Origin of the sequence: Morganella sp. EGD-HP17, assembly GCF_000512315.2 — a bacterium.
Taxonomy (GTDB): domain Bacteria; phylum Pseudomonadota; class Gammaproteobacteria; order Enterobacterales; family Enterobacteriaceae; genus Morganella; species Morganella morganii.
The window spans coordinates 443,462-464,776 of the sequence record NZ_AZRH01000001.1 but is presented as its reverse complement, the minus strand read 5'-3'; the positions used below and the strand labels follow the sequence as shown (position 1 = coordinate 464,776).

Sequence of the window (21,315 nt, the reverse complement as noted above, 5' to 3'; positions counted from 1 at the left end):
TACTTACAAACAGGGTTCCGCAATCCGTCAGTCTTCTTCTTCAGCCTGCAGTTCTGCGTATTTGGCTGCGTCCATCAGACCGGCAAACTCATCCGGATCCGTGATTTTAATACGGATCATCCAGCCGCCTTCATACGGCTCGCTGTTTACCAGTTCCGGGCTGTCTTCCAGTGCTTCGTTCACGGCGATAACGGTGCCGGTCACCGGCGCATACAGGTCAGATGCCGCTTTTACCGACTCAACGGTACCGAATGCCTCACCAAACGTGATTTCATCACCCACTTCCGGTAATTCAACAAAAACCACATCGCCCAGCAGTTCCTGCGCGTAGTCAGTGATCCCTGCCACATACTCATCACCACTCTCATGGCGAACCCACTCGTGATCTTCTGTATATTTCAGATTCTCAGGTATATTACTCATCGCCAACGGCTCCTGTTATCGGGTTTCTCAAAATTTAACAATAAAATACGGATGTTCAGACCAGTGCTTTGCCGTTACGGACAAATCCCGGTTTCACGACCTCAACAGGCACTTCACGGTTGCGCACCTGTACAATAGCGGTATTGCCGATCCCCTGCGGGACGCGGGCCAGCGCGATACTGAATCCCAGTGACGGGGAGAAAGTTCCGCTGGTGATAACGCCGGTCTGTAATTTGCCGAGCTCATCAGTAAAGCGGACTTCCATTCCGGCCCGCAGTACGCCTTTTTCGCGCATCACCAGACCGACCTGTTTTTCAGTGCCGTCACGGCGGAATTTTTCCAGTGCCTCACGGCCGATAAATTTCCGGTCTTCCGGCTGCCAGGCAATAGTCCAGCCCATATTCGCCGCCAGCGGATTGACGGTTTCGTCCATCTCCTGGCTGTAAAGATTCATGCCAGCTTCGAGGCGTAAGGTATCCCGCGCTCCTAACCCGGCAGGTTTCACCCCGGCGGCCAGCAGTTTTTTCCACAGGTCAGCAGCCTGCTCTGCGGGCAGCGCGATTTCATAACCTTCCTCGCCGGTGTACCCGGTAGTGGCAATGAAATAATCGCCGCTCTGCACGCCGTAAAACGGTTTCATCCCGGCGACGGCGGCTTTTTGTTCCGCACTCAGCAGTGTCGCAACTTTTTCTTTGGCATGCGGCCCCTGAACAGCAATCATCGCCAAATCATCACGGACTGTCATCTCAGCCGCAAAGTTTTTGCGATGTTCGTCAATCCACGCCAGATCTTTTTCACGGGTGGCGGAGTTCACCACCAGCCGGTAAAAATCATCCGCAAAGTAATAGACGATAAGATCATCGATCACACCGCCGGACGCATTGAGCATCCCGGTATACAGTGCTTTGCCTTTTTCGGTGAGTTTTGCCACATCGTTGGCGAGAAGATAACGGAGGAACTGCTGACATTGCGGACCATGAAAGTCCACGATTGTCATATGGGAAACATCGAACATACCGGCGTCATTGCGGACATTGTGGTGCTCTTCGATCTGGGAGCCGTAGTGCAGCGGCATCATCCAGCCGTGGAAATCCACCATTTTTGCCCCGCAGGCAACGTGCTCACCGGACAGTGGTGTGTGTTGTGCCATTCTATCCCCTTTCAGTCAGACATAGTGCGCAGCGTGTACCGCGCAAACGATACCCTTTTCCTGACGTTATCACCGAATCACAAACGTAACCATAAGAAAAAATTGTGACCGTGTACGCGGACGGAAAAATACGAGCCGTCAGTATGCAGATTTTTCATCTGCCATTCTGAGCCCTGAGGCGCAAAAAAGCATTAACAGGTGATAGTTTTGAATTAAGCGGCGGGAATGCACTAAAACACCGGCCGGATCGACCGGTTAATTTTTAGTGCATTATGAATAAAACTAATGTGAAAAAAGCCCTTAAATTAGATTTTTTCAGCTGATGCCGGCTTCGGTTCACGCAGCCAGTCCGGCATATCACTCAGTCCGCGGGCATGGCGCAGCAGCGCCGGTTTCACGCCCGGCAGTGTGTCTGCCAGCACCAGACCGACATCACGGACCAGTTTTTTCACCGGATTGCTGCCGTCGAACAGTTCACGGAAACCCTGCATTCCGGCCAGCATCATTGCGGCACTCTGCTTGCGGCGGCGCTCAAAACGGCGCAGCCAGAAATAGTTACCGATATCTTTGCCTTCAGCCGTCAGACGGCGGATTTCGCCAATCAGCTCTGCCACATCCATAAAACCGAGGTTAACACCCTGTCCGGCCAGCGGATGAATGGTGTGAGCCGCATCGCCCAGCAGCGCCAGACGCGGCGCGGCGAACTGACGGGCATAACGTCCGGTCAGCGGGATTGCCCGCCGCTCACTGACCACTTCACACAGCCCGAGGCGCAGATCAAACGCCGCTGCCAGTTTATGGTTAAACGCAGCATCATCCAGATCCAGACAGTGCTGTGCTGTCAGTCCGGGCAGAGACCAGACAATTGAGCAGTGATGTGCATCCGGCAGCGGCAGAAATGCCAGAATGCCGTCGCCGTGGAAAACCTGACGCGCCACATTCTCATGCGGCAGTTCTGTGCGGATGGTGGCGACCAGCGCGTGATGCTCATAATCCCAAAACGAAACCGGGATATCCGCATGCTGACGCAGCCAGGAATTTGCACCGTCTGCCCCGGCCACTAAGCGGGTCGTGAGCATGTCGTCATTTTCCAGGGTGATAAAGGCATCGTTTTCGCCCCACACCACCTGACGGATTTGCGTACCGGTGAGCAGTGTTACATCAGACAGCTTTTGCACCCGCTCCCAGAGCGCGTTGCGGATCACATCGTTCTCAATGATATGACCAAGGTGTTCACAATGGGCTTCCGCCGCGCTGAACGCAATACGGCCAAAGCTGTCGTTATCCCACACTTCCATGCCCTGATACGGTGCCGCGCGTTTTGCCAGAATATCCTGCCAGACACCCAGTCGCCCCAGTAAGCGCTCACTGGCACTGTTGATGGCGGAGACCCGGACAGCAAACGGCGCCTGCGGATCAAAACGGGTATCCGGCGCCTGCTTTTCAATCACGGCGATACGCAGCCCGCAGCCGTGCAGACCACAGGCCAGTGCCAGCCCGACCATGCCGCCACCGGCAATTACCACATCATATGACTGCATTGTTTATCCTCTTTCCGTGGCGGTGTTAAGCGGCTGCGCGACCCAGCCGAGAGTCTGTTTTGCCAGCCGGTTGCGCAGAAACGGCAGCATTTCCATTGCCATCAGACCGGCATTCCGTCCGGCGGCCAGCGGGAAGCAACTGTTGGAGAAAAGGCGCACCAGGCTGTCGGTCAGGGTCATTGTCGCCTGCCGGTCAGCCTCACGGGCGGCATGATATTGCATCAGCACACGGTACTGACCAATATCTTCCTGTGATAAAAACGCCTGACTGATAACCTCCGCCAGTGCCATCACGTCACGCATTCCCAGGTTAAAACCCTGGCCGGCGATCGGATGGAGTGTCTGCGAGGCGTTACCCACCAGCGCCAGGCGGTGGGAAATCTGAGAGTGCGCGGCACTCAGAGTCAGCGGATAACAGTGACGGGCACCGGCAGTGACAATTTTGCCCAGTTGCCAGCCAAAGGCTTTCTGCAATTCGCGGCAGAAAGTCTCATCATCCCATTCACGCACGGCTTCCGCATGCTCTGCACGGTGACACCAGACCAGCGAACTGCGCCCTTCTGTCATCGGCAGCATGGCCAGCGGCCCCTGCGGGGTGAAACGCTCAAACGCCCGCCCCTGCGGATCCAATTCTGTCATCACATTGGCAATCACCGCCACCTGCTCATACGGGGTGTCGCTCCACTGCATACCGCATTGTTGCGCGACCGCAGAGTGACTGCCGTCCGCCGCGATCAGAACCTGACCGTTCAGTGTTTTGCCGCTGTCCAGCTGAACACTGACCGAATCCATTGTACGGGTAATGCTTTTTACGCTGTCCGGACAATACAACGTGACATTTTCGGCTTTTGCCAGTTCGGCAAACAGGGTTTGCCCGGCATCATACAGCTCAATCACCTGTCCGAGCGCATCAATATCATAATCACCGGCGGTAATATTCACACAGCCGGTATGCCCCTGATCAGACACATGCACCCGGGTAATCGGCGCCGCATGCGCTTTCAGGGCGGACCACAGCCCGATTTTCTCCAGCCGCTGACAGGTACCGTATGCCAGGGCAATCGCCCGCGCATCAAACCCCGGATGATGGTCATCCGGTAATCTGGCTTCCGCCAGTGCAACGGGAAGCCTGCCGTGACTGAGGCGGGAAAGTGCCAGCGCCAGTGTTGCGCCGGTCATTCCGCCCCCGGTGATTATCACACTCATTAATTATTCAGCCTGTTTTGCCTGCGCCATCAGCGCCTCAATATCATCTGCGTTTTTGACCACTGATGCGGTCAGGTTTTCGTTGCCGTCCGCTGTGATGACAATATCATCCTCGATACGGACACCAATGCCGCGATATGCTTCCGGCACATCCGCATCCGGCGCAATATACAGCCCCGGTTCGATGGTCAGCACCATACCCGGTTCCAGGATGCGGTCACGTTCTGTGCCGTAATGGCCGACATCATGTACATCCAGTCCTAACCAGTGGCTGAGACTATGCATGAAAAATGCGCGGTATGCTTTGGTCTCGATCAAATGCGGCACATCCCCGGTCAGTAAGCCGAGTTTTACCAGCCCTTCCGTCATGATTTCCACCACGCGCTCTGTCACCTCTGCAATAGAAGTACCGGGGCGGTAGAGTTCGAGGGAGACATCCAGGGTTTCCAGCACCAGATCATAGATTTCGCGCTGCTCTTTGCTGAATTTGCCGTTCACCGGGAAGGTACGGGTGATATCCCCGGCATAACCCTCAATTTCACATCCGGCGTCGATCAGCACCAAATCGCCGTCTTTCATCCGGCATTCGTTTTCGGTGTAGTGCAGAATGCAGCCGTTCTCACCGCTGCCGACAATGGTGTTATAGGACGGGAAACGCGCGCCGTTACTGACAAATTCGTGTTCAATTTCGCCCTGTAACTGGTATTCGTACATACCCGGACGGCATTTTTCCATCGCGCGGGTGTGTGCCAGTGCACTGACTTTCCCGGCACGGCGCATGATGTCCAGCTCCGCCGGGGATTTAAACAGACGCATTTCGTGGACAATCGGCCGCCAGTCAATAATCGTGCCCGGCGCGGAAAGGTTACGGCGGCTGCCGCGGCGCAGTGTATCGAGGGCATTAAAGACAATGGTATCAGCATACGCCATTTCGCCCTGAGCGAAATAGAGGGTGTCGAGGCCGTTAAGCAACTGGCAGAGCTGCTCGTTGATTTCATCAAACGGCAGTGCGCGGTCAATACCCAGTTTTTCCGGCGCAGCATCCTGGCCGAGACGGCGGCCGAACCAGATTTCCGCCGTCAGATCACGAACCCGGTTAAACAGAACACTGTGGTTATGGGTTTCATCACTTTTAATCAGTACCAGTACGGCTTCCGGCTCACTGAAACCGGTCAGGTAGAGAAAATCACTGTGCTGGCGGTAGGGATACTCACTGTCCGCATTGCGCTGTGCCGGAGGTGCCGAAAAGAAAACCGCCGCGCTGGCCGGTGCCATTTTTTCCAGCAATGCCTGACGGCGTGAGATAAATTCTTGTTTATTCATACCCTCTTTCCTTGTACTGTGTGATGATTCAGGAATCTGATGGTTCAGTGTGCCGCAGATTATCTGCTGCGGACAGATTCAGATATATCAGTGTAATGTCGGTTTCTGTTCCGGCGCATCAGCCTTTTGTGCGCTGCGCGGCTTCGCCAGCGAGATATAGCACAGCTGTACCGCAACGCGGACATACTCGATCACTTCTTCCAGCGCGTCATCCAACTCTTCGGCATCTTCTGCCTCATCATAGCCCAGCATGCCGATTTCCCGCAGATCAGTCACAATTTCTTTTACTTCCTTGCGATCACTGAATTTCGGATCCGCCACACCCAGACCTAATAAGAAGTGATTGACCCAGCCGGCCAGCTCATCAGCCCGGGCAAACACACCCGCTTCATCATCCGGCAGCAGTAAATTAAACTGACATTCGGTATCATCAAGCAGTTCAAATGTGGTATTAAAGAGAGCACGCAGCGGCTGTGCCAGAACCTGTGAAAACGCCATGCCTTCGTTGGTCAGGTCGTGGATCAGTGCCAGCCAGCTGTCATCTGTGTTACCGCCGCAGAGCAGACCCGTGATCAGGCCGTGCATCTCTGACGCGGTCATGGCGACGGCCTGCTGACGCAAAAGTTCATCAAGTGTTTTAAAATCGGGCAGTGTTTTATCCGGGGTCATTATTTTGCTCACCAGTCGGGTTTCAGTTCATGATATGCTACCATCAAGAGGCGCCGCTGTACCAGATAAGGGCTGCGGCCTGCTGCTATAACGTACACAATTCACGTCACACAGGATAATATCCTGTTGCAGAACCAAAGGAAGATTTCATGTCTGCACAACCCGTTGATATCCAGATATTCGGGCGTTCCATGCGCGTTAATTGTCCACCGGAACAAAGAGAAGCTCTGCTCGCTTCTGCTGCGGAGCTTGAACAACGGTTACAGGACCTGAAAGAACGCAGCCGGGTGTCCAACACAGAACAGCTCGTTTTTATCGTCGCGTTAAACATCTGTCACGAACTGGCACAAGAAAAATTGAAAACGCGCGATTATGCCTATAACATGGAACAGAAGATAAAACTGTTACAGCAGACTATCGAGCAGGCGCTGCATGACCAAACCCGAATCACTGAGCGCCAGGTAACACCTATTGAATAAAATTGTTTAGAAATCAGTCACTAGACAAAAAAAATTTCGAAATTAGGTTGCAATATCTGCCCGATTTCATACAATGAGTTTAAGAACAACGTTACACGAAGTTCACAAAATTCTCTGAGATGTTTGTCTGCGGGTCAGTCCCCTGAGCCGATATTGATACAGACAGAATGTGGTGATTTGTCACCGGTGAGCATACCTGATTCGTTCAGGCAGCCTAATGGAAGCAACACCGCGTTCACCTTGAACCAAGGGTTCAAGGGTTACAGCCTGCGACGGCATCTTGGAGACCTCTCTCTTCTTTATCTCCTGATATTTCGCTGATTTCACTATGACTCATGACCCGTTGTTACAAGCGCGGCATCATCTGCGTCAGTTAATCCGCAACAAGCGCCGTGCGCTGACACCTCAGCAGCAAAGCACTGCCGCACAAGACCTTGTTCAGCAAATCATTCATCACCCTGATATACACCGCGCCAATAATATTGCCCTGTTTCTCTCTTTTGATGGTGAGATTGATACCCGTCCGCTGACAGAGTGGCTGTGGTCACAGGGAAAACAGGTCTTTTTACCTGTTCTTCACCCGTTCAGCCGCCATCATCTGTTATTCCTTGCTTATCGCCCTGATACACCGCTGATTAAAAACAAGTTTTCAATTTCAGAACCGGCGTTGGATGTCACACAGGTATTACCGCCGCAGGAACTGGATATGATGTTTATTCCGCTGGTCGCGTTTGATGAAAAAGGAGAGCGTCTCGGGATGGGCGGCGGTTTTTATGACCGCACACTGACAGGCTGGCAGAAGAAAGGGTTTTACCCGGTGGGGCTGGCACATGATTGTCAGCAGGTTGATGAACTTCCTGCCGCACAGTGGGATGTCCCGCTGCCGGAAGTGATCACGCCATCACGTCGCTGGCTGTGGCCGGAACATAAATAAATCAGTATAAACAATCAGATAAATAATCCATCTGCTGCTGACAGCGACAGCGGTTAACGGGCAAATGAAACGAAAAGCATGCGCGTCATGGATGACGCGCCTGAGCGCACACGGATGTGTTTACCGCGACTTTTCGTTTTTGCCCGTTATCCGCAGAGCAATCACCGCTCTCAGAACAACAGACGTGCTCTGACAGTTCCCGGCAGCGCTTTCAACTGCAGCAGAACGTCGTCAGCTTCATCTTTGTTATTCGCCACAATGTCGATAACCACATAACCCAGATCACCCGCCGTCCGCAGATACTGCGCCGCGATATTAATACCGCGATCAGTAAAGACCTGGTTGATGCTGGTCAGCAGTCCCGGGCGGTTTTCGTGGATATGCAGCAGACGGTTGGCATTCTGGCCATGCACCGGCAGTGACACTTCCGGGAAGTTGACCGCAGAGAGCGTCGAGCCGTTATCGGAATATTTCGCCAGCTTACCGCCGACCTCAAACCCGATATTTTCCTGTGCTTCCTGAGTGGAGCCGCCGATATGCGGGGTGAGAATGACATTATCAAACCCAATCAGCTCTGAAATAAACGGATCTGCCGGGTCATTGTTGGCCGCCGGTTCAGACGGGAACACATCCACTGCCGCGCCGGACAGGTGTTTTGATGCCAGTGCCTGACTCAGAGCCGGGATATCCACTACTGTGCCGCGTGAGGCGTTAATAAAAATTGCCCCAGGTTTCATCAGCTCAAACTCATGTTTACCAATCATATTTTTGGTGGATTCCGTTTCCGGCACATGCAGGCTGACCACATCACTCATATTCAGCAGCTCAGACAGATGGCGCACCTGAGTGGCATTACCGAGCGGCAGTTTGTTTTCGATATCGTAAAAATAGACATCCATACCGATGGATTCCGCCAGGATACCCAGCTGTGTCCCGATATGGCCGTAACCGATAATCCCCAGCTTTTTACCGCGCGCCTCGTAGCAGCCTTTCGCCTGTTTATCCCAGATACCGCGATGCGCTTTGGCATTCGCCTCCGGAATACGGCGCAGCAGCAGTAATAACTGGCCCAGCACCATCTCAGCCACGGAACGGGTGTTTGAGAATGGCGCGTTAAAGACCGGAATACCGCGTTTTGCCGCTGCATCGAGATCAACCTGGTTAGTCCCGATACAGAAACAACCGACGGCGACCAGTTTTTCCGCACAGGCAAAAATCTCTTCCGTCAGTTGGGTACGGGATCGGATACCGATAAAGCGTGCATCACGGATCGCTTCTTTTAATTCTTCCGTGGATAATGCGCCTTTATGATATTCAATATTTGAATAACCCGCTGCTTTCAGACTGTCTACCGCACTCTGGTGTACGCCTTCCAATAGCAGAAATTTAATTTTATCTTTTTCCAGTGATACTTTTACCATGACCCTGCCTTTTGTTAAGTTCCCGAAATGTCCTGTCCTCACATCAAAATAACAAAAAATAACGTCTCCGCAATACACGCTCCTGTACAAGTCACAGAACAAGTCACAGGGAAAAGGCAGGTTTACAGGAGAAAATGAAAAAATGCCGCTGAGAGCTGATATTTTGGCCATATCAAAGACAAAATTGTGATATATATCACCGAAATTTATGATTTTAAAAAAATAAAAAAAGGAACCGTTTCCGGTTCCTTATTCAGCATCTGAATATGACAGATATCGTACTGATTTATTTAATGGTTTTTACGCCATCCTGAGTACCCATCAGCACCACGTCGGCACCACGGTTAGCAAATAAACCAACGGTCACCACACCGGCGATACCGTTGATTTTATTTTCCAGCTCAACCGGATTCAGGATTTCCAGGTTGTAGACATCCAGAATCACGTTACCGTTATCCGTCACCACATTCTGACGATATTCCGGCTGGCCGCCGAGTTTGACCAGTTCACGCGCCACATAAGAACGCGCCATCGGGATCACTTCCACCGGCAGCGGGAATTTACCCAGAATATCAACACGCTTACTTTCATCCACGATACAAATGAATTTCTTCGCGATAGCCGCCACGATTTTCTCGCGGGTCAGTGCCGCGCCACCGCCTTTGATCATATTCATGTGATGGTCGATTTCATCCGCGCCGTCGACATACACGTCCAGGCTGTCCACATCATTGCAGTCCAGCACCGGAATGCCATAGCTTTTCAGTTTTTCGGTTGAGACCACAGAGCTGGATACCGCGCCGTCAATCTGGCCTTTCATGGTTGCCAGTGCATCAATAAAGTGAGATGCGGTGGACCCGGTGCCCACACCGACAATGGTGCCCAGCTTCACGAATTCTAATGCTGCCCAGCCAACCGCTTTTTTTAATTCATCCTGAGTCATGTTATTGCCTTTTCGTCGTCATCCTATGCCACCGGCATAGCCCGCAATAATTATAGCAATTATTTCTCCCCCGGAATGCGAATTGTGGCATATTGTGAATGACTTATAAAAAAGAGGAGAAAACCGCCATGAGACGACCGGATTATCGCGCCCTGCAGGCGCTGGACGCTGTTATCCGTGAACGTGGTTTTGAGCGGGCTGCACAGAAACTCTGTATTACCCAGTCTGCCGTTTCGCAGCGCATCAAACAGCTGGAAAATCTGTTCGGGCAGCCGCTGCTGGTGCGTACCGTGCCGCCGCGTCCGACTGAAGAAGGCCAGAAGCTGCTCGGCCTGCTGCATCAGGTGGAATTACTCGAAGCGGAATGGCTGGGGGATGATGCCGGGAATATTGAGCCGCCGCTGATCTCTCTGGCGGTCAACGCCGACAGTCTCGCGACCTGGCTGCTGCCGGCACTGCGTCATGTTCTGGCGGATCTGTCTATCCGTCTGAATATTCAGGTGGAAGATGAATCGCGCACTCATGAACGCCTGCGGCGCGGGGAAGTGGTCGGTGCGGTCAGTATTCAGCCGCGTCCGCTGCCCGGATGTCTGGCGGATCAACTTGGCGCGCTGGATTACCTCTTTGTCGCCTCACCGGAATTTGCCGCCCGTTATTTTCCTGACGGTGTCAGCCGCAGTGCCCTGCTGAAAGCTCCGGCTGTGGCGTTTGATTATCTCGATGACATGCACATGGCCTTTTTACAGACTAATTTTGACCTCGCCCCCGGCAGTGTGCCGAGCCACGTACTCAATTCCTCAGAAGCGTTTGTGCAGCTGGCAAAACAGAGCTCAGCCTGTTGTATGATCCCGCATTTGCAGATTGCGGATGAACTGGAGCGGGGAGAGTTACTGGATCTGACACCGGGGCTGTTTCAGCGCCGGATGCTGTACTGGCACCGGTTTGCACCGGAAAGTGCCACCATGCGCCGGGTGACTGACGCCCTGCTGAAACACGGGCGTCAGACCTTACGGCAGGAGCAGCCTGAAACGGCTTAACGTTTCAGTTCAAACACGACATCCACCTGGTCGCGGAAATCGATAGTCTGCTGTTCATAGGTTTCATCCGCAGAGACTGCTGCCGGTGCGCCGGCGGCCAGCATCATTTTATTACGCGCCATTACCGGAACCGGCTGTGGTGCGTTGTAACCGATGCTGTAAACCGCACCCAGCTCAGTACCAAAGCCTTTTGCGACCGATTTGGCTTGTGAAATCGCATCAGAAATCGCTTTCTGGCGTACTTCTTCACGGTATTTCTCCGGATTATTCACCCCGAACTCAACGGCACTGATATCATTCAGCCCGCTTTTCAGCGCACCGTCGAGCAGTGTGTTCAGTTTGTTCAGGTCATGCACTTTCACTGTCACAGAGCGTGAGGCGTTATAACCACGGATAACGGACTCTTCTTTCTCTTTGTCATAGACATAATCCGGACTGGTACTGATATTGGCCGCATTAATGTCTTTCTTTTCAATTCCCTGTGCTTTCAGGAAATCAAAATATTGCGCCACACGTTTATCTGCCTGTGCTTTGGCGGCTGACGCATCTTTTTCCTTTACTGTCACATTGATGGACAGTGTCGCCATATCAGGCTCAGCCTGGATCACGGCGCTGCCGGAGGTTGAAATATGCGGGCCTGCCGGCGTTTCCGCTGCCTGAGCAGCTGCCGCGTAACCACCCAGGGCAACCATAGCGGCAAGAGCAAGAGATTTCAGTTTCACATATCCTCCTTCTGTTTTAAACCGGTCACATAACAGAATGTTATGCCGGAATTAGTAACACTACCACACTCTGACGAAACAATATTTCGGATTAATAAGAAATATTCAATCCTTTTAAAGCTAATTGTATCGCGATATACCACATCACCGAACCGACAAACAGATTGATAATCCGCTGTGAAACCGGTTTTTGCAGCACCGGAGAGAACCATGCCGCCAGCAGCGCCAGGCCGAAGAACCACAATATTGATGCACAGACTGCCCCGGCGGTGAACCAGATCCGCATATCAGAACCGAGTTGCCCGCCGATGCTGCCCAGCACCACAAAGGTGTCCAGATAAACATGCGGATTCAGCCAGGTAACAGCCACCAGCGTCATAATCACCCGCCAGCGACTGCGGACCACCTGTTCCTGCATGGTCAGCGCGGTATCAGCGGTAAAAACTGCCCGCAGTGCCCCCCAGCCGTACCACAGCAAAAACGCCACGCCGCCCCAGGTAACCAATGCCATCAGCCACACTGACTGGCTCAGCAGCGCACTGCCGCCGAAGACCCCGGCCGTGATCAGTAAAACATCACTCAGCGTGCATAAAAATGCACTCATCAGATGGTACTGTTTACGGCTCCCCTGCTGTAATACAAATACGTTTTGCGGCCCGAGCGGCAGTATCATTGCTGCGCCAAGTAATAACCCCTGAAAATAAGTCGATAACATGCAAAAAATCCCGATAATTATTCAATCCACGCCGGATGGAATGAATATTACCGGGATTTCAGTATTAGTGAAATTAATACCATTAATGGACCATTACTGCGGCTAATAACACACGGAAAAATGCTGTCAGATCCACTCCCAGACCAGACGCACCGGTGTACCGAGACATTCACTCACACGATGGATAATTTCGTCACGCCCGTTATCCATGCAGACAATAAAACTGTTGTTATAACGGACTGTCAGCCCGTAACACGCGAAACCACCGGTTTCATCGTAATCCATCTCCGGAATAACGACCGGCGCCCCGCAGCAGGGGGTATTGCGTGGTGTCAGCGCCGCAGAAATTCGCGCCTGTCCGGTGACCGCAAAAATCGCATTCATCTGTGCGCCCCACCAGACACCGGAAACCGGCTTACGGCAGACAGGGCAAAGCGGATAACGGAAATTTTCACTGCCGGACCAGAACATAACGTCCGGATCCGCCTGATGCATAATATCGTCAGCCGCCATCCACTCACTCAGATACTGCTCCGCAGCCTGTTGCTGCTCAGCATCCGGGATATAACTCAGTGTCTCAGGAATAAAATGAAGTAAATGCTCGCTCATCATAATCTCTCACAGTACGGCAAAAAAAAGCGGCACCCGAAAGGGGCACCGCTGATAATATACACCTGTTATGCCTGTGTTTGCTGACTATTCTGATGCATATGCACATCAAGCTGCGGGAACGGAATGCCGATATTATGCTTATCGAGTGCGCGCTTGAAGTTTTCCAGCAGATCCCAGTATACATCCATGAAATCGCCGTTTTTTGTCCAGTAGCGGACAACGAAATTCAGAGAAGACGGCGCCATTTCATTGAGACGCACCACGATGCCTTTCTCTTTCTGGACACGCGGGTCAGCCGCGACGATCTCTGTCAGAATCTCTTTGACCTGATCAATATCCGCGTTGTAGGCCACACTGACAATAATGTCACGGCGGCGATCCGGTTCACGGGTCACGTTAATAATATCACCCGCAATCACTTTACCGTTCGGGATCACAATGATTTTGTCATCCGCGCTGCGCAGTGTGGTGGAAAAAATCTGCACATTCTGAACCGTCCCTTCTGACGCACCGATAACCACATATTCTCCGGCACGGATAGGACGGAAAACCACCAGCAACACGCCAGCCGCGAGGTTAGAGAGTGAGCCCTGCAATGCCAGACCAACGGCCAGACCTGCCGCACCGAGCACCGCGATTACGGACGCAGTCTGCACGCCGAGACGTCCCAGCACCGCAATCAGTGTGAAGGCAATAACCGCATAGCGAACCATCGCGGACAGAAAATCAGAGACAGTGACATCCACGCCGCGCATTGCCAGCAGGCGGGAAACCGCTTTAGCAGCCATTTTTGCCACAAACAGACCAATAATCAGGGTCAGTACGGCAGCCACAATATTCACTGCATAATCCAGCAGCAATGCCTGATTATTTGCCAGCCATCCGGTTGCCTGATTCAGACCGTCCGTCAGGATTTGTTCATTCATTCATCCACCTCATAAGTTACCGGAAATAAAGAAAAACAACATTGTTGCAATAACCGACCGATTATCGCCCCGGGTAAAGAACCTCTGGTTTATATTACCGTAACAAATGAAAATTTCAGAATAAAAATTCTCAGCCCTGCCCGCCGGTCACAATAAATTTACGATAGTTTTCCAGTAAAATCATAAAGTCAGCTGTGCCGCAGAATGCAATACTTTCATTATCGTAATAACTCATGCCTTCGTCCGGCTCATCTGTTTCAAAGGTAATCTGATTCGCGTTAATCATGATTTCCTCATCATCCATCAGCAAAGTGTATTCATGCCCCACACGCTGCCACTGCTGTTCCCGCCCTTTAATACTGTCAAATGCCACGGTTATCTCATCAATCACCGAGAGATCCCCTTTCACTTCTTCATTCAGCCAGTGACCGATCGCTTCGTGATCCATTGACAGCTTAACTATCACGTTCCCGTCGATCCCGAGGGAAAATTCATAATCCATCGCTGTATACCTCTTGTTAATGCTTTACCGCTGTCACGTATGCAACACCTGCTCTTATTTTAGCGGGTTATCCCGTTTCCAGGTACATTGATACCGTAATTAACCGGATAACAGGTATAAAAAACGGGAGACAGTGGTTGCTGTCTCCCGCCGGTAATAAAACTGCGGACTGATTCAGATGCTGACTATCACACCTGAGTCTGGAAAATCACGCCATCCGCGACTTTGGTATACTCATTCAGCTGGTCAAAGTTGAGGTAACGGTAGGTATCTTCCGCCGTCTCATCCACTTTATCCATAAAGGTCTGATACTCCGCCGGTGTCGGTAAACGCCCCAGCAGGGAAGCCACCGCCGCCAGTTCCGCAGAGGCCAGGTACACATCGGCACCGGTACCCAGACGGTTCGGGAAGTTACGGGTGGAGGTGGAAACGACGGTTGAGTTATCCGCCACACGCGCCTGGTTCCCCATGCACAGTGAACAGCCCGGGATCTCAACACGGGCACCGCTCTTACCGAAGATGCTGTAATAGCCCTCTTCTGTCAGCTGAGCGGCATCCATCTTGGTCGGCGGTGCCACCCACAGGCGGGTCGGCAGCTGGCCTTTATGACTGTCGAGCAGTTTACCCGCAGCGCGGAAGTGTCCGATGTTGGTCATGCAGGAGCCGATAAAGACTTCATCAATTTTACTGCCCGCCACGTCAGACAGCAGACGCGCATCATCCGGATCATTCGGCGCGCAGAGAATCGGCTCTTTGATGTCATTGAGGTCGATTTCGATCACCGCTGCGTAATCCGCATCCGCATCACCTTCCAGCAACTGCGGATCCGCCAGCCATTTTTCCATGCTCTGAATACGGCGCTCAATGGTACGGCGATCGCCGTAACCTTCCGCAATCATCCACTTCAGCAGAACGATGTTGGAATTGAGGTATTCTGTGATCGGCGCTTTATCCAATTTGATGGTACAACCCGCCGCAGAACGCTCGGCAGAGGCATCCGCCAGCTCAAACGCCTGTTCCACTTTCAGTGTCGGCAGACCTTCAATTTCCAGGATACGACCGGAAAAAATGTTTTTCTTCCCTTTTTTCTCCACCGTCAGCAGGCCCTGCTGAATAGCGTAATACGGGATAGCATGCACCAGGTCACGCAGTGTGATCCCCGGCTGCATTTTCCCTTTAAAACGCACCAGTACAGATTCCGGCATATCCAGCGGCATCACACCGGTCGCCGCTGCGAAGGCAACCAGACCGGAACCGGCCGGGAAGGAAATCCCGATAGGGAAACGGGTGTGAGAGTCACCACCGGTACCCACGGTATCCGGCAGCAGCATACGGTTCAGCCAGGAGTGGATGATACCGTCCCCCGGACGCAGAGACACACCGCCACGGTTCATAATGAAATCAGGCAGAGTGTGGTGAGTATTTACATCCACCGGCTTCGGATACGCGGCTGTGTGGCAGAAAGACTGCATCACCAGATCCGCTGAGAAACCAAGACACGCCAGGTCTTTCAGTTCATCACGGGTCATCGGCCCGGTGGTGTCCTGAGAGCCGACAGAGGTCATCTTAGGCTCGCAGTACTCGCCCGGACGAACACCTGCCACACCGCAGGCACGGCCGACCATCTTCTGAGCCAGCGAGAAACCACGGCTGCTTTTCTCAACCGGTTTCGCCTGACGGAAAATATCCGTATGCGGCAGACCGAGAGACTCGCGTGCTTTTGCGGTCAGGCCACGGCCGATAATCAGCGGGATACGGCCACCGGCGCGGACTTCATCCAGCAGCACATCTGTTTTCAGTTCAAATGTCGCCAGCAGTTCATTGGTGTCATGATTGCGGATCTCACCTTTATACGGGTAAACATCAATCACATCCCCCATATTCAGATTACTGACATCCACTTCCACCGGCAGCGCGCCCGCATCTTCCATCGTGTTGAAGAAAATCGGGGCAATTTTGCCGCCCAGCACGATACCGCCGCCGCGTTTGTTCGGCACATACGGGATATCATCCCCCATAAACCACAGCACGGAGTTGGTCGCGGATTTACGGGAAGAGCCGGTACCGACCACATCACCGACATAGGCCAGCGGGAACCCTTTTTTGCTGAGCAGATCGATCTGATTAACCGGACCGATATTACCCGGTTCATCCGGATCAATACCGTCACGCGGGTTTTTCAGCATCGCGAGTGCATGCAGCGGGATATCCGGACGCGACCAGGCATCAGGTGCCGGTGACAGATCATCGGTATTGGTTTCACCGGAGACTTTAAAGACGGTGACGGTCAGTTTTTCCGCCAGCTGCGGACGCTCCAGGAACCAGTCTGCATCAGCCCAGGACTGAATAATTTTCTGTGCATACGGATTACCGGCTTTCGCCTTTTCTTCCACATCATAGAAATTATCGAACATCAGTAAGGTATGAGAGAGCGCTTTGGCGGCCACAGGGGCCAGTTTTTCGTTATCGAGGGATTCAATCAGGGCGTGAATATTATAACCACCCTGCATGGTTCCGAGTAATTCAACGGCTTTTTCAGCGGAGATCAGCGGTGAATGTGCTTCACCCTTTGCCAGAGCGGCCAGAAAACCGGCTTTCACATACGCGGCTTCATCAACACCCGGCGGTACACGGTTGGTAATCAGATCAACAAGAAACGCTTCTTCGCCTGCCGGCGGAGATTTCAGTAATTCGACTAACTCAGCAACCTGAGCGGCTTCCAATGGCTTAGGGGCGATCCCTTGTGCTGCACGTTCGGCAACGTGCCTGCGGTAATTTTCCAGCACGACGTACTCCTTGCTTTGTGTTTTTTATGAGTGCCCGGCAACGGGGTTTCAGCATATCAAAATTTAAACACATTGTTAATTCATTCACATTAAAGCAACATAAACAATTTGTGAGCTGAATAACATTAGTGAATTAAACTTGCTGCTTACCCGTTTCACCAGTGTTATGCCGTTTTAAACAGGAATCTGCACGATTATTGATTACGCCGGAAATGCAAAAAACGGTCGTTTGCGTAGTTCTGCTGCACCGGGAACGGCGGTCAGCACGCTAAAATTATTAATATCTGAATAATACCGGTTTGTCTATGAATACACAGGCGGGTGCTGACAGCAGGGAATAAAAAAAATCCGGCGCCAGAGGCAACCGGATTTTTATCTTCAGCCGGGTAACAACGTGGTTACCGGGTCAGCTGATTACTTTTTCTTTTTCGCTTTCGGATTCGGAAGGTCAGTGATGCTGCCTTCGTAAATCTCAGCCGCCATACCGATTGATTCGTACAGCGTCGGGTGAGCGTGGATGGTCAGTGCCAGATCTTCCGCATCACAACCCATTTCGATAGCCAGGCCGATTTCACCTAACAGCTCGCCGCCGTTAGTACCGACAATCGCACCACCGATAACACGGTGAGATTCTTTGTCGAAAATCAGTTTGGTCATACCTTCAGCGCAGTCAGACGCGATTGCACGGCCGGAAGCTGCCCACGGGAAGGTTGCTGTTTCGTAGCTGATGCCCTTCTCTTTCGCTTCTTTCTCGGTCAGACCAACCCATGCCACTTCCGGTTCGGTATAGGCAATAGATGGGATCACTTTCGGATCGAAGTAGTGTTTCAGACCGGAGATAACTTCGGCTGCCACGTGACCTTCGTGAACACCTTTGTGCGCCAGCATCGGCTGACCGACGATATCGCCGATAGCAAAGATGTGCGGCACGTTGGTGCGCATTTGTTTGTCAACGTGAATGAAACCGCGATCGTCAACTTCAACACCGGCTTTATCAGCCGCCAGCAGTTTACCGTTAGGGGTACGGCCGATAGCCACCAGAACCGCGTCGTAACGCTGTGGTTCTGCAGGGCCTTTCTTGCCTTCCATTGTGACATAGATACCATCTTCTTTGGCTTCAACGGCAGTCACTTTGGTTTCCAGCATCAGGTTAAACTTGGAGCTGATACGTTTGGTGAACAGTTTAACGATATCTTTGTCTGCCGCAGGAATGACCTGGTCAAACATTTCAACAACATCAATCTGTGAACCCAGCGCGTGGTATACGGTACCCATTTCCAGACCGATGATACCACCACCCATGACCAGCAGACGGCCCGGGACGGTTTTCAGCTGCAGTGCATCAGTTGAATCCCAGACACGCGGATCTTCGTGCGGGATAAACGGCAGCTGGATCGGGCGTGAGCCCGCAGCAATAATCGCGTTGTCAAACGTGATGGTGGTTTTACCCTTCTCACCGTTGACTTCGATAGTATTTGCGCCGGTGAACTGGCCGAGACCATTCACAACAGTCACTTTACGGCCTTTCGCCATACCGGCCAGACCGCCGGTTAACTGAGAAATAACTTTCTCTTTCCACAGACGGACTTTATCGATATCGGTCTGCGGTTCGCCGAACACGATGCCGTGAGAAGCCAGCGCTTTCGCTTCTTCGATCACTTTAGCAACATGCAGTAATGCTTTAGACGGGATACAACCTACGTTCAGGCAGACACCACCTAAGGTTGAATAGCGTTCAATCAGGACAGTTTCCAGACCTAAGTCAGCACAGCGGAAAGCCGCTGAATACCCTGCAGGGCCCGCACCAAGTACAACGACCTGGGCTTTAATTTCAGTACTCATCGTGACCTCTTAATTGTTTGTCCGGCGGGTCAGACGACATATATTCCACCGGGACGTACACACTGAGAGCAGTTTACAAAATTGTTAACAACCTGGAAAGGCGCAGTTCTGTGACCTGACTCCCGTTATCCGGGATGAGCACGTTTCAGCCTGCGCCACTGAGACCGGCTCTGCACCGGTCTCAGTGTAATTGCTTACATCGCCAGGCGGCGTAAATCGCTCATGTACTGATTAATCAGCGTGATGAAGCGGGCGCCGTCAGCACCATCGATCACACGGTGGTCGAAGGAGAGTGACATTGGCAGAATGAGACGCGGAACAAACTGTTTGCCGTCCCATACCGGTTTCATGGATGAACGTGACAGACCCATGATAGCCACTTCCGGTGCGTTAACAATCGGTGCGAAACCGGTTGTCCCGATACCGCCCAGGCTGGAGATGGTGAAACATCCGCCCTGCATATCAGAAGAAGTCAGCTTACCGTTACGGGCTTTTTTGGAGATTTCAGCCAGTTCGTAAGACAGTTCCAGAATACCTTTTTTGTTCACGTCTTTAATGACAGGAACAACCAGGCCGTTCGGGGTGTCTACCGCGATACCGATATTGACATATTTTTTCAGAATCAGACGCTGTGCATCTTCGGTGATAGAGCTGTTGAAACGCGGCATTTCGACCAGCGCTTTGGCAGCAGCTTTCATCACGAAGACCAGCGGAGTGATTTTCACGCCCAGCTGTTTCTTCTCAGCTTCTTTGTTCTGCTGTTTGCGGAATTCTTCAACATCAGTGATATCCGCTTCGTCCATCAGCGTAACGTGCGGGATCATCACCCAGTTACGGCTCAGGTTAGCACCGGACAGTTTCTGAATACGGCTCAGTTCAACTTCTTCCACTTCACCGAACTTGCTGAAGTCCACTTTCGGCCATGGCAGCATGCCAGGCAAACCGCCGCCTGCTGCAGCCGGAGCTGCTTCAGCGCGTTTCACCGCATCTTTCACATAAGCCTGAACGTCTTCGCGCAGGATACGGCCTTTACGGCCTGTCCCTTTGACTTTCGCCAGGTTCACACCGAATTCACGGGCCAGACGGCGGATAACCGGACTTGCGTGAACGTAGGCATCGTTCTCAACGAAGTCATTACCCGCAGCCGGAGCTGCTGCCGGAGCGGCTTTCGCTGCCGGTGCAGATGCCGGTGCTGCTGCCGCAGGTGCGGCGGCTGGCTGTGCTGCCGGAGCAGGTGCTGCACCCGCTACTTCGAATACCATGATCAGAGAGCCGGTTTTGACTTTATCGCCAACGGCTACTTTGATTTCTTTAACTTTACCGGCCATCGGAGACGGGACTTCCATTGAGGCTTTATCGCCTTCAACGGTGATCAGAGACTGTTCTTCAGTCACGGTATCGCCGACGCTGACCATGATTTCAGTCACGTCAACTTCATCACCGCCGATATCCGGTACATGGATTTCTTTGTCTGCTGCCACGGCAGGTGCCGCTGCTGCAGGAGCCGGAGCGGCTGCGGCAGGCTGTGCCGCCGGTGCTGCGCCCGCAACTTCAAAGACCATGATCAGGGAACCGGTGCTGACTTTATCGCCGACAGCAACTTTGATCTCTTTAACCACGCCCGCCATCGGAGACGGAACTTCCATTGACGCTTTGTCGCCTTCAACGGTGATCAGAGACTGTTCTTCAGTCACGGTATCGCCGACGCTGACCATGATTTCAGTCACGTCAACTTCGTCACCGCCGATATCCGGCACATGAACTTCTTTCAGTGCGGATGCGGCAGCCGCCGCCGGAGCAGCCGGTGCGGCAGCCTGAGCTGCCGGAGCAGGAGCCGCTGCTGCGGCCTCTGCTTCAAATACCATGATGAAAGAGCCGGTGCTGACTTTGTCGCCCACAGCCACTTTAATTTCTTTAACAACCCCTGCCTGCGGAGACGGAACTTCCATCGACGCCTTGTCACCTTCAACGGTGATGAGTGATTGTTCTGCTTCTACTTTATCGCCGACACTGACCAGAATTTCTGTTACATCAACTTCATCTGAACCGATATCGGGCACATGGATTTCAATAGACATTAATTT

19 protein-coding genes and 1 other RNA gene are annotated in these 21,315 nt (G+C 52.5%); 4 read left to right on the top strand and 16 right to left on the bottom strand.

The window, feature by feature from the left end; all coding sequences use genetic code 11:
- Positions 1-27: 27 nt before the first annotated feature.
- The 6 genes from gcvH to X965_RS02035 all read right to left on the bottom strand — a co-directional run bounded on the left by gcvH (position 28) and on the right by X965_RS02035 (position 6,312).
- Positions 28-423 carry a glycine cleavage system protein GcvH gene (gene gcvH / locus X965_RS02060; protein WP_004238339.1) on the bottom strand — a complete coding sequence of 132 codons (396 nt, stop codon included), beginning with the start codon at positions 421-423 and terminating at the stop codon, positions 28-30.
- A 55-nt stretch (positions 424-478) separates the two neighbouring features.
- Positions 479-1,573 (bottom strand): glycine cleavage system aminomethyltransferase GcvT, encoded by a 1,095-nt coding sequence (gcvT, locus tag X965_RS02055; RefSeq protein WP_004238341.1) that lies wholly within the window; start codon positions 1,571-1,573, stop codon positions 479-481.
- A gap of 305 nt (positions 1,574-1,878) precedes the next feature.
- Positions 1,879-3,114, bottom strand: coding sequence for an FAD-dependent 2-octaprenylphenol hydroxylase (gene ubiI, locus X965_RS02050; protein WP_004238342.1), 1,236 nt, complete (start codon positions 3,112-3,114; stop codon positions 1,879-1,881).
- Between the two features lie 3 nt (positions 3,115-3,117).
- Complete coding sequence (ubiH, locus tag X965_RS02045) at positions 3,118-4,320, bottom strand: 2-octaprenyl-6-methoxyphenyl hydroxylase (protein ID WP_004238343.1); 1,203 nt, start codon at positions 4,318-4,320, stop codon at positions 3,118-3,120.
- 3 nt (positions 4,321-4,323) lie between these two features.
- On the bottom strand, positions 4,324-5,643 hold the full coding sequence (pepP, locus tag X965_RS02040) for a Xaa-Pro aminopeptidase (protein ID WP_036416807.1): 1,320 nt from the start codon (positions 5,641-5,643) through the stop codon (positions 4,324-4,326).
- Positions 5,644-5,730: 87 nt separating this feature from the next.
- Entirely contained in the window at positions 5,731-6,312 is a 582-nt protein-coding gene (locus tag X965_RS02035; RefSeq protein ID WP_004238345.1) for a YecA family protein, read from the bottom strand.
- Between the two features lie 149 nt (positions 6,313-6,461).
- Here X965_RS02035 and zapA point away from each other — a divergent pair, with 149 nt between their 5' ends.
- The 3 genes from zapA (at position 6,462) to X965_RS02025 (ending at position 7,725) form a co-directional block, all read left to right on the top strand.
- Complete coding sequence (gene zapA / locus X965_RS02030) at positions 6,462-6,791, top strand: cell division protein ZapA (RefSeq protein ID WP_004238346.1); 330 nt, start codon at positions 6,462-6,464, stop codon at positions 6,789-6,791.
- 108 nt (positions 6,792-6,899) lie between these two features.
- Positions 6,900-7,082, top strand: a non-coding RNA gene (gene ssrS, locus X965_RS18845) — 6S RNA.
- 37 nt (positions 7,083-7,119) lie between these two features.
- Positions 7,120-7,725, top strand: a complete 606-nt coding sequence (locus X965_RS02025) for a 5-formyltetrahydrofolate cyclo-ligase (protein WP_004238347.1) — start codon at positions 7,120-7,122, stop codon at positions 7,723-7,725.
- Positions 7,726-7,895: 170 nt separating this feature from the next.
- Here the strand turns inward: X965_RS02025 and serA are convergent, their stop codons facing one another.
- Both serA and rpiA read right to left on the bottom strand, forming a co-directional pair.
- Complete coding sequence (gene serA / locus X965_RS02020) at positions 7,896-9,146, bottom strand: phosphoglycerate dehydrogenase (protein WP_004238348.1); 1,251 nt, start codon at positions 9,144-9,146, stop codon at positions 7,896-7,898.
- Positions 9,147-9,432: 286 nt separating this feature from the next.
- Positions 9,433-10,089, bottom strand: coding sequence for a ribose-5-phosphate isomerase RpiA (gene rpiA, locus X965_RS02015; protein WP_036416805.1), 657 nt, complete (start codon positions 10,087-10,089; stop codon positions 9,433-9,435).
- A 128-nt stretch (positions 10,090-10,217) separates the two neighbouring features.
- Here rpiA and X965_RS02010 point away from each other — a divergent pair, with 128 nt between their 5' ends.
- Entirely contained in the window at positions 10,218-11,126 is a 909-nt protein-coding gene (locus X965_RS02010) for a LysR family transcriptional regulator ArgP (RefSeq protein WP_015422913.1), read from the top strand.
- Here X965_RS02010 and X965_RS02005 read toward each other — a convergent pair.
- From X965_RS02005 to aceF, 8 genes are all read right to left on the bottom strand, one after another.
- Entirely contained in the window at positions 11,123-11,848 is a 726-nt protein-coding gene (locus tag X965_RS02005; protein ID WP_015422914.1) for an oxidative stress defense protein, read from the bottom strand. The genes X965_RS02010 and X965_RS02005 overlap by 4 nt on opposite strands.
- Positions 11,849-11,939: 91 nt before the next feature.
- Complete coding sequence (gene argO, locus X965_RS02000; RefSeq protein WP_004238353.1) at positions 11,940-12,563, bottom strand: arginine exporter ArgO; 624 nt, start codon at positions 12,561-12,563, stop codon at positions 11,940-11,942.
- 126 nt (positions 12,564-12,689) lie between these two features.
- Positions 12,690-13,175, bottom strand: a complete 486-nt coding sequence (locus tag X965_RS01995; protein ID WP_004238356.1) for a hypothetical protein — start codon at positions 13,173-13,175, stop codon at positions 12,690-12,692.
- Between the two features lie 65 nt (positions 13,176-13,240).
- On the bottom strand, positions 13,241-14,101 hold the full coding sequence (gene mscS / locus X965_RS01990; RefSeq protein ID WP_036416802.1) for a small-conductance mechanosensitive channel MscS: 861 nt from the start codon (positions 14,099-14,101) through the stop codon (positions 13,241-13,243).
- Positions 14,102-14,231: 130 nt separating this feature from the next.
- Complete coding sequence (locus X965_RS01985; protein WP_004238358.1) at positions 14,232-14,603, bottom strand: YacL family protein; 372 nt, start codon at positions 14,601-14,603, stop codon at positions 14,232-14,234.
- 188 nt (positions 14,604-14,791) lie between these two features.
- Positions 14,792-17,389 carry a bifunctional aconitate hydratase 2/2-methylisocitrate dehydratase gene (gene acnB / locus X965_RS01980; RefSeq protein ID WP_015422915.1) on the bottom strand — a complete coding sequence of 866 codons (2,598 nt, stop codon included), beginning with the start codon at positions 17,387-17,389 and terminating at the stop codon, positions 14,792-14,794.
- A 414-nt stretch (positions 17,390-17,803) separates the two neighbouring features.
- Positions 17,804-19,231, bottom strand: coding sequence for a dihydrolipoyl dehydrogenase (gene lpdA / locus X965_RS01975; protein ID WP_004238360.1), 1,428 nt, complete (start codon positions 19,229-19,231; stop codon positions 17,804-17,806).
- Between the two features lie 194 nt (positions 19,232-19,425).
- The gene (gene aceF, locus X965_RS01970; RefSeq protein WP_024474864.1) at positions 19,426-21,309 is read right to left on the bottom strand and encodes a pyruvate dehydrogenase complex dihydrolipoyllysine-residue acetyltransferase; all 1,884 of its coding nucleotides are present in this window, start codon (positions 21,307-21,309) and stop codon (positions 19,426-19,428) included.
- Between the last annotated feature and the right edge of the window lie 6 nt (positions 21,310-21,315).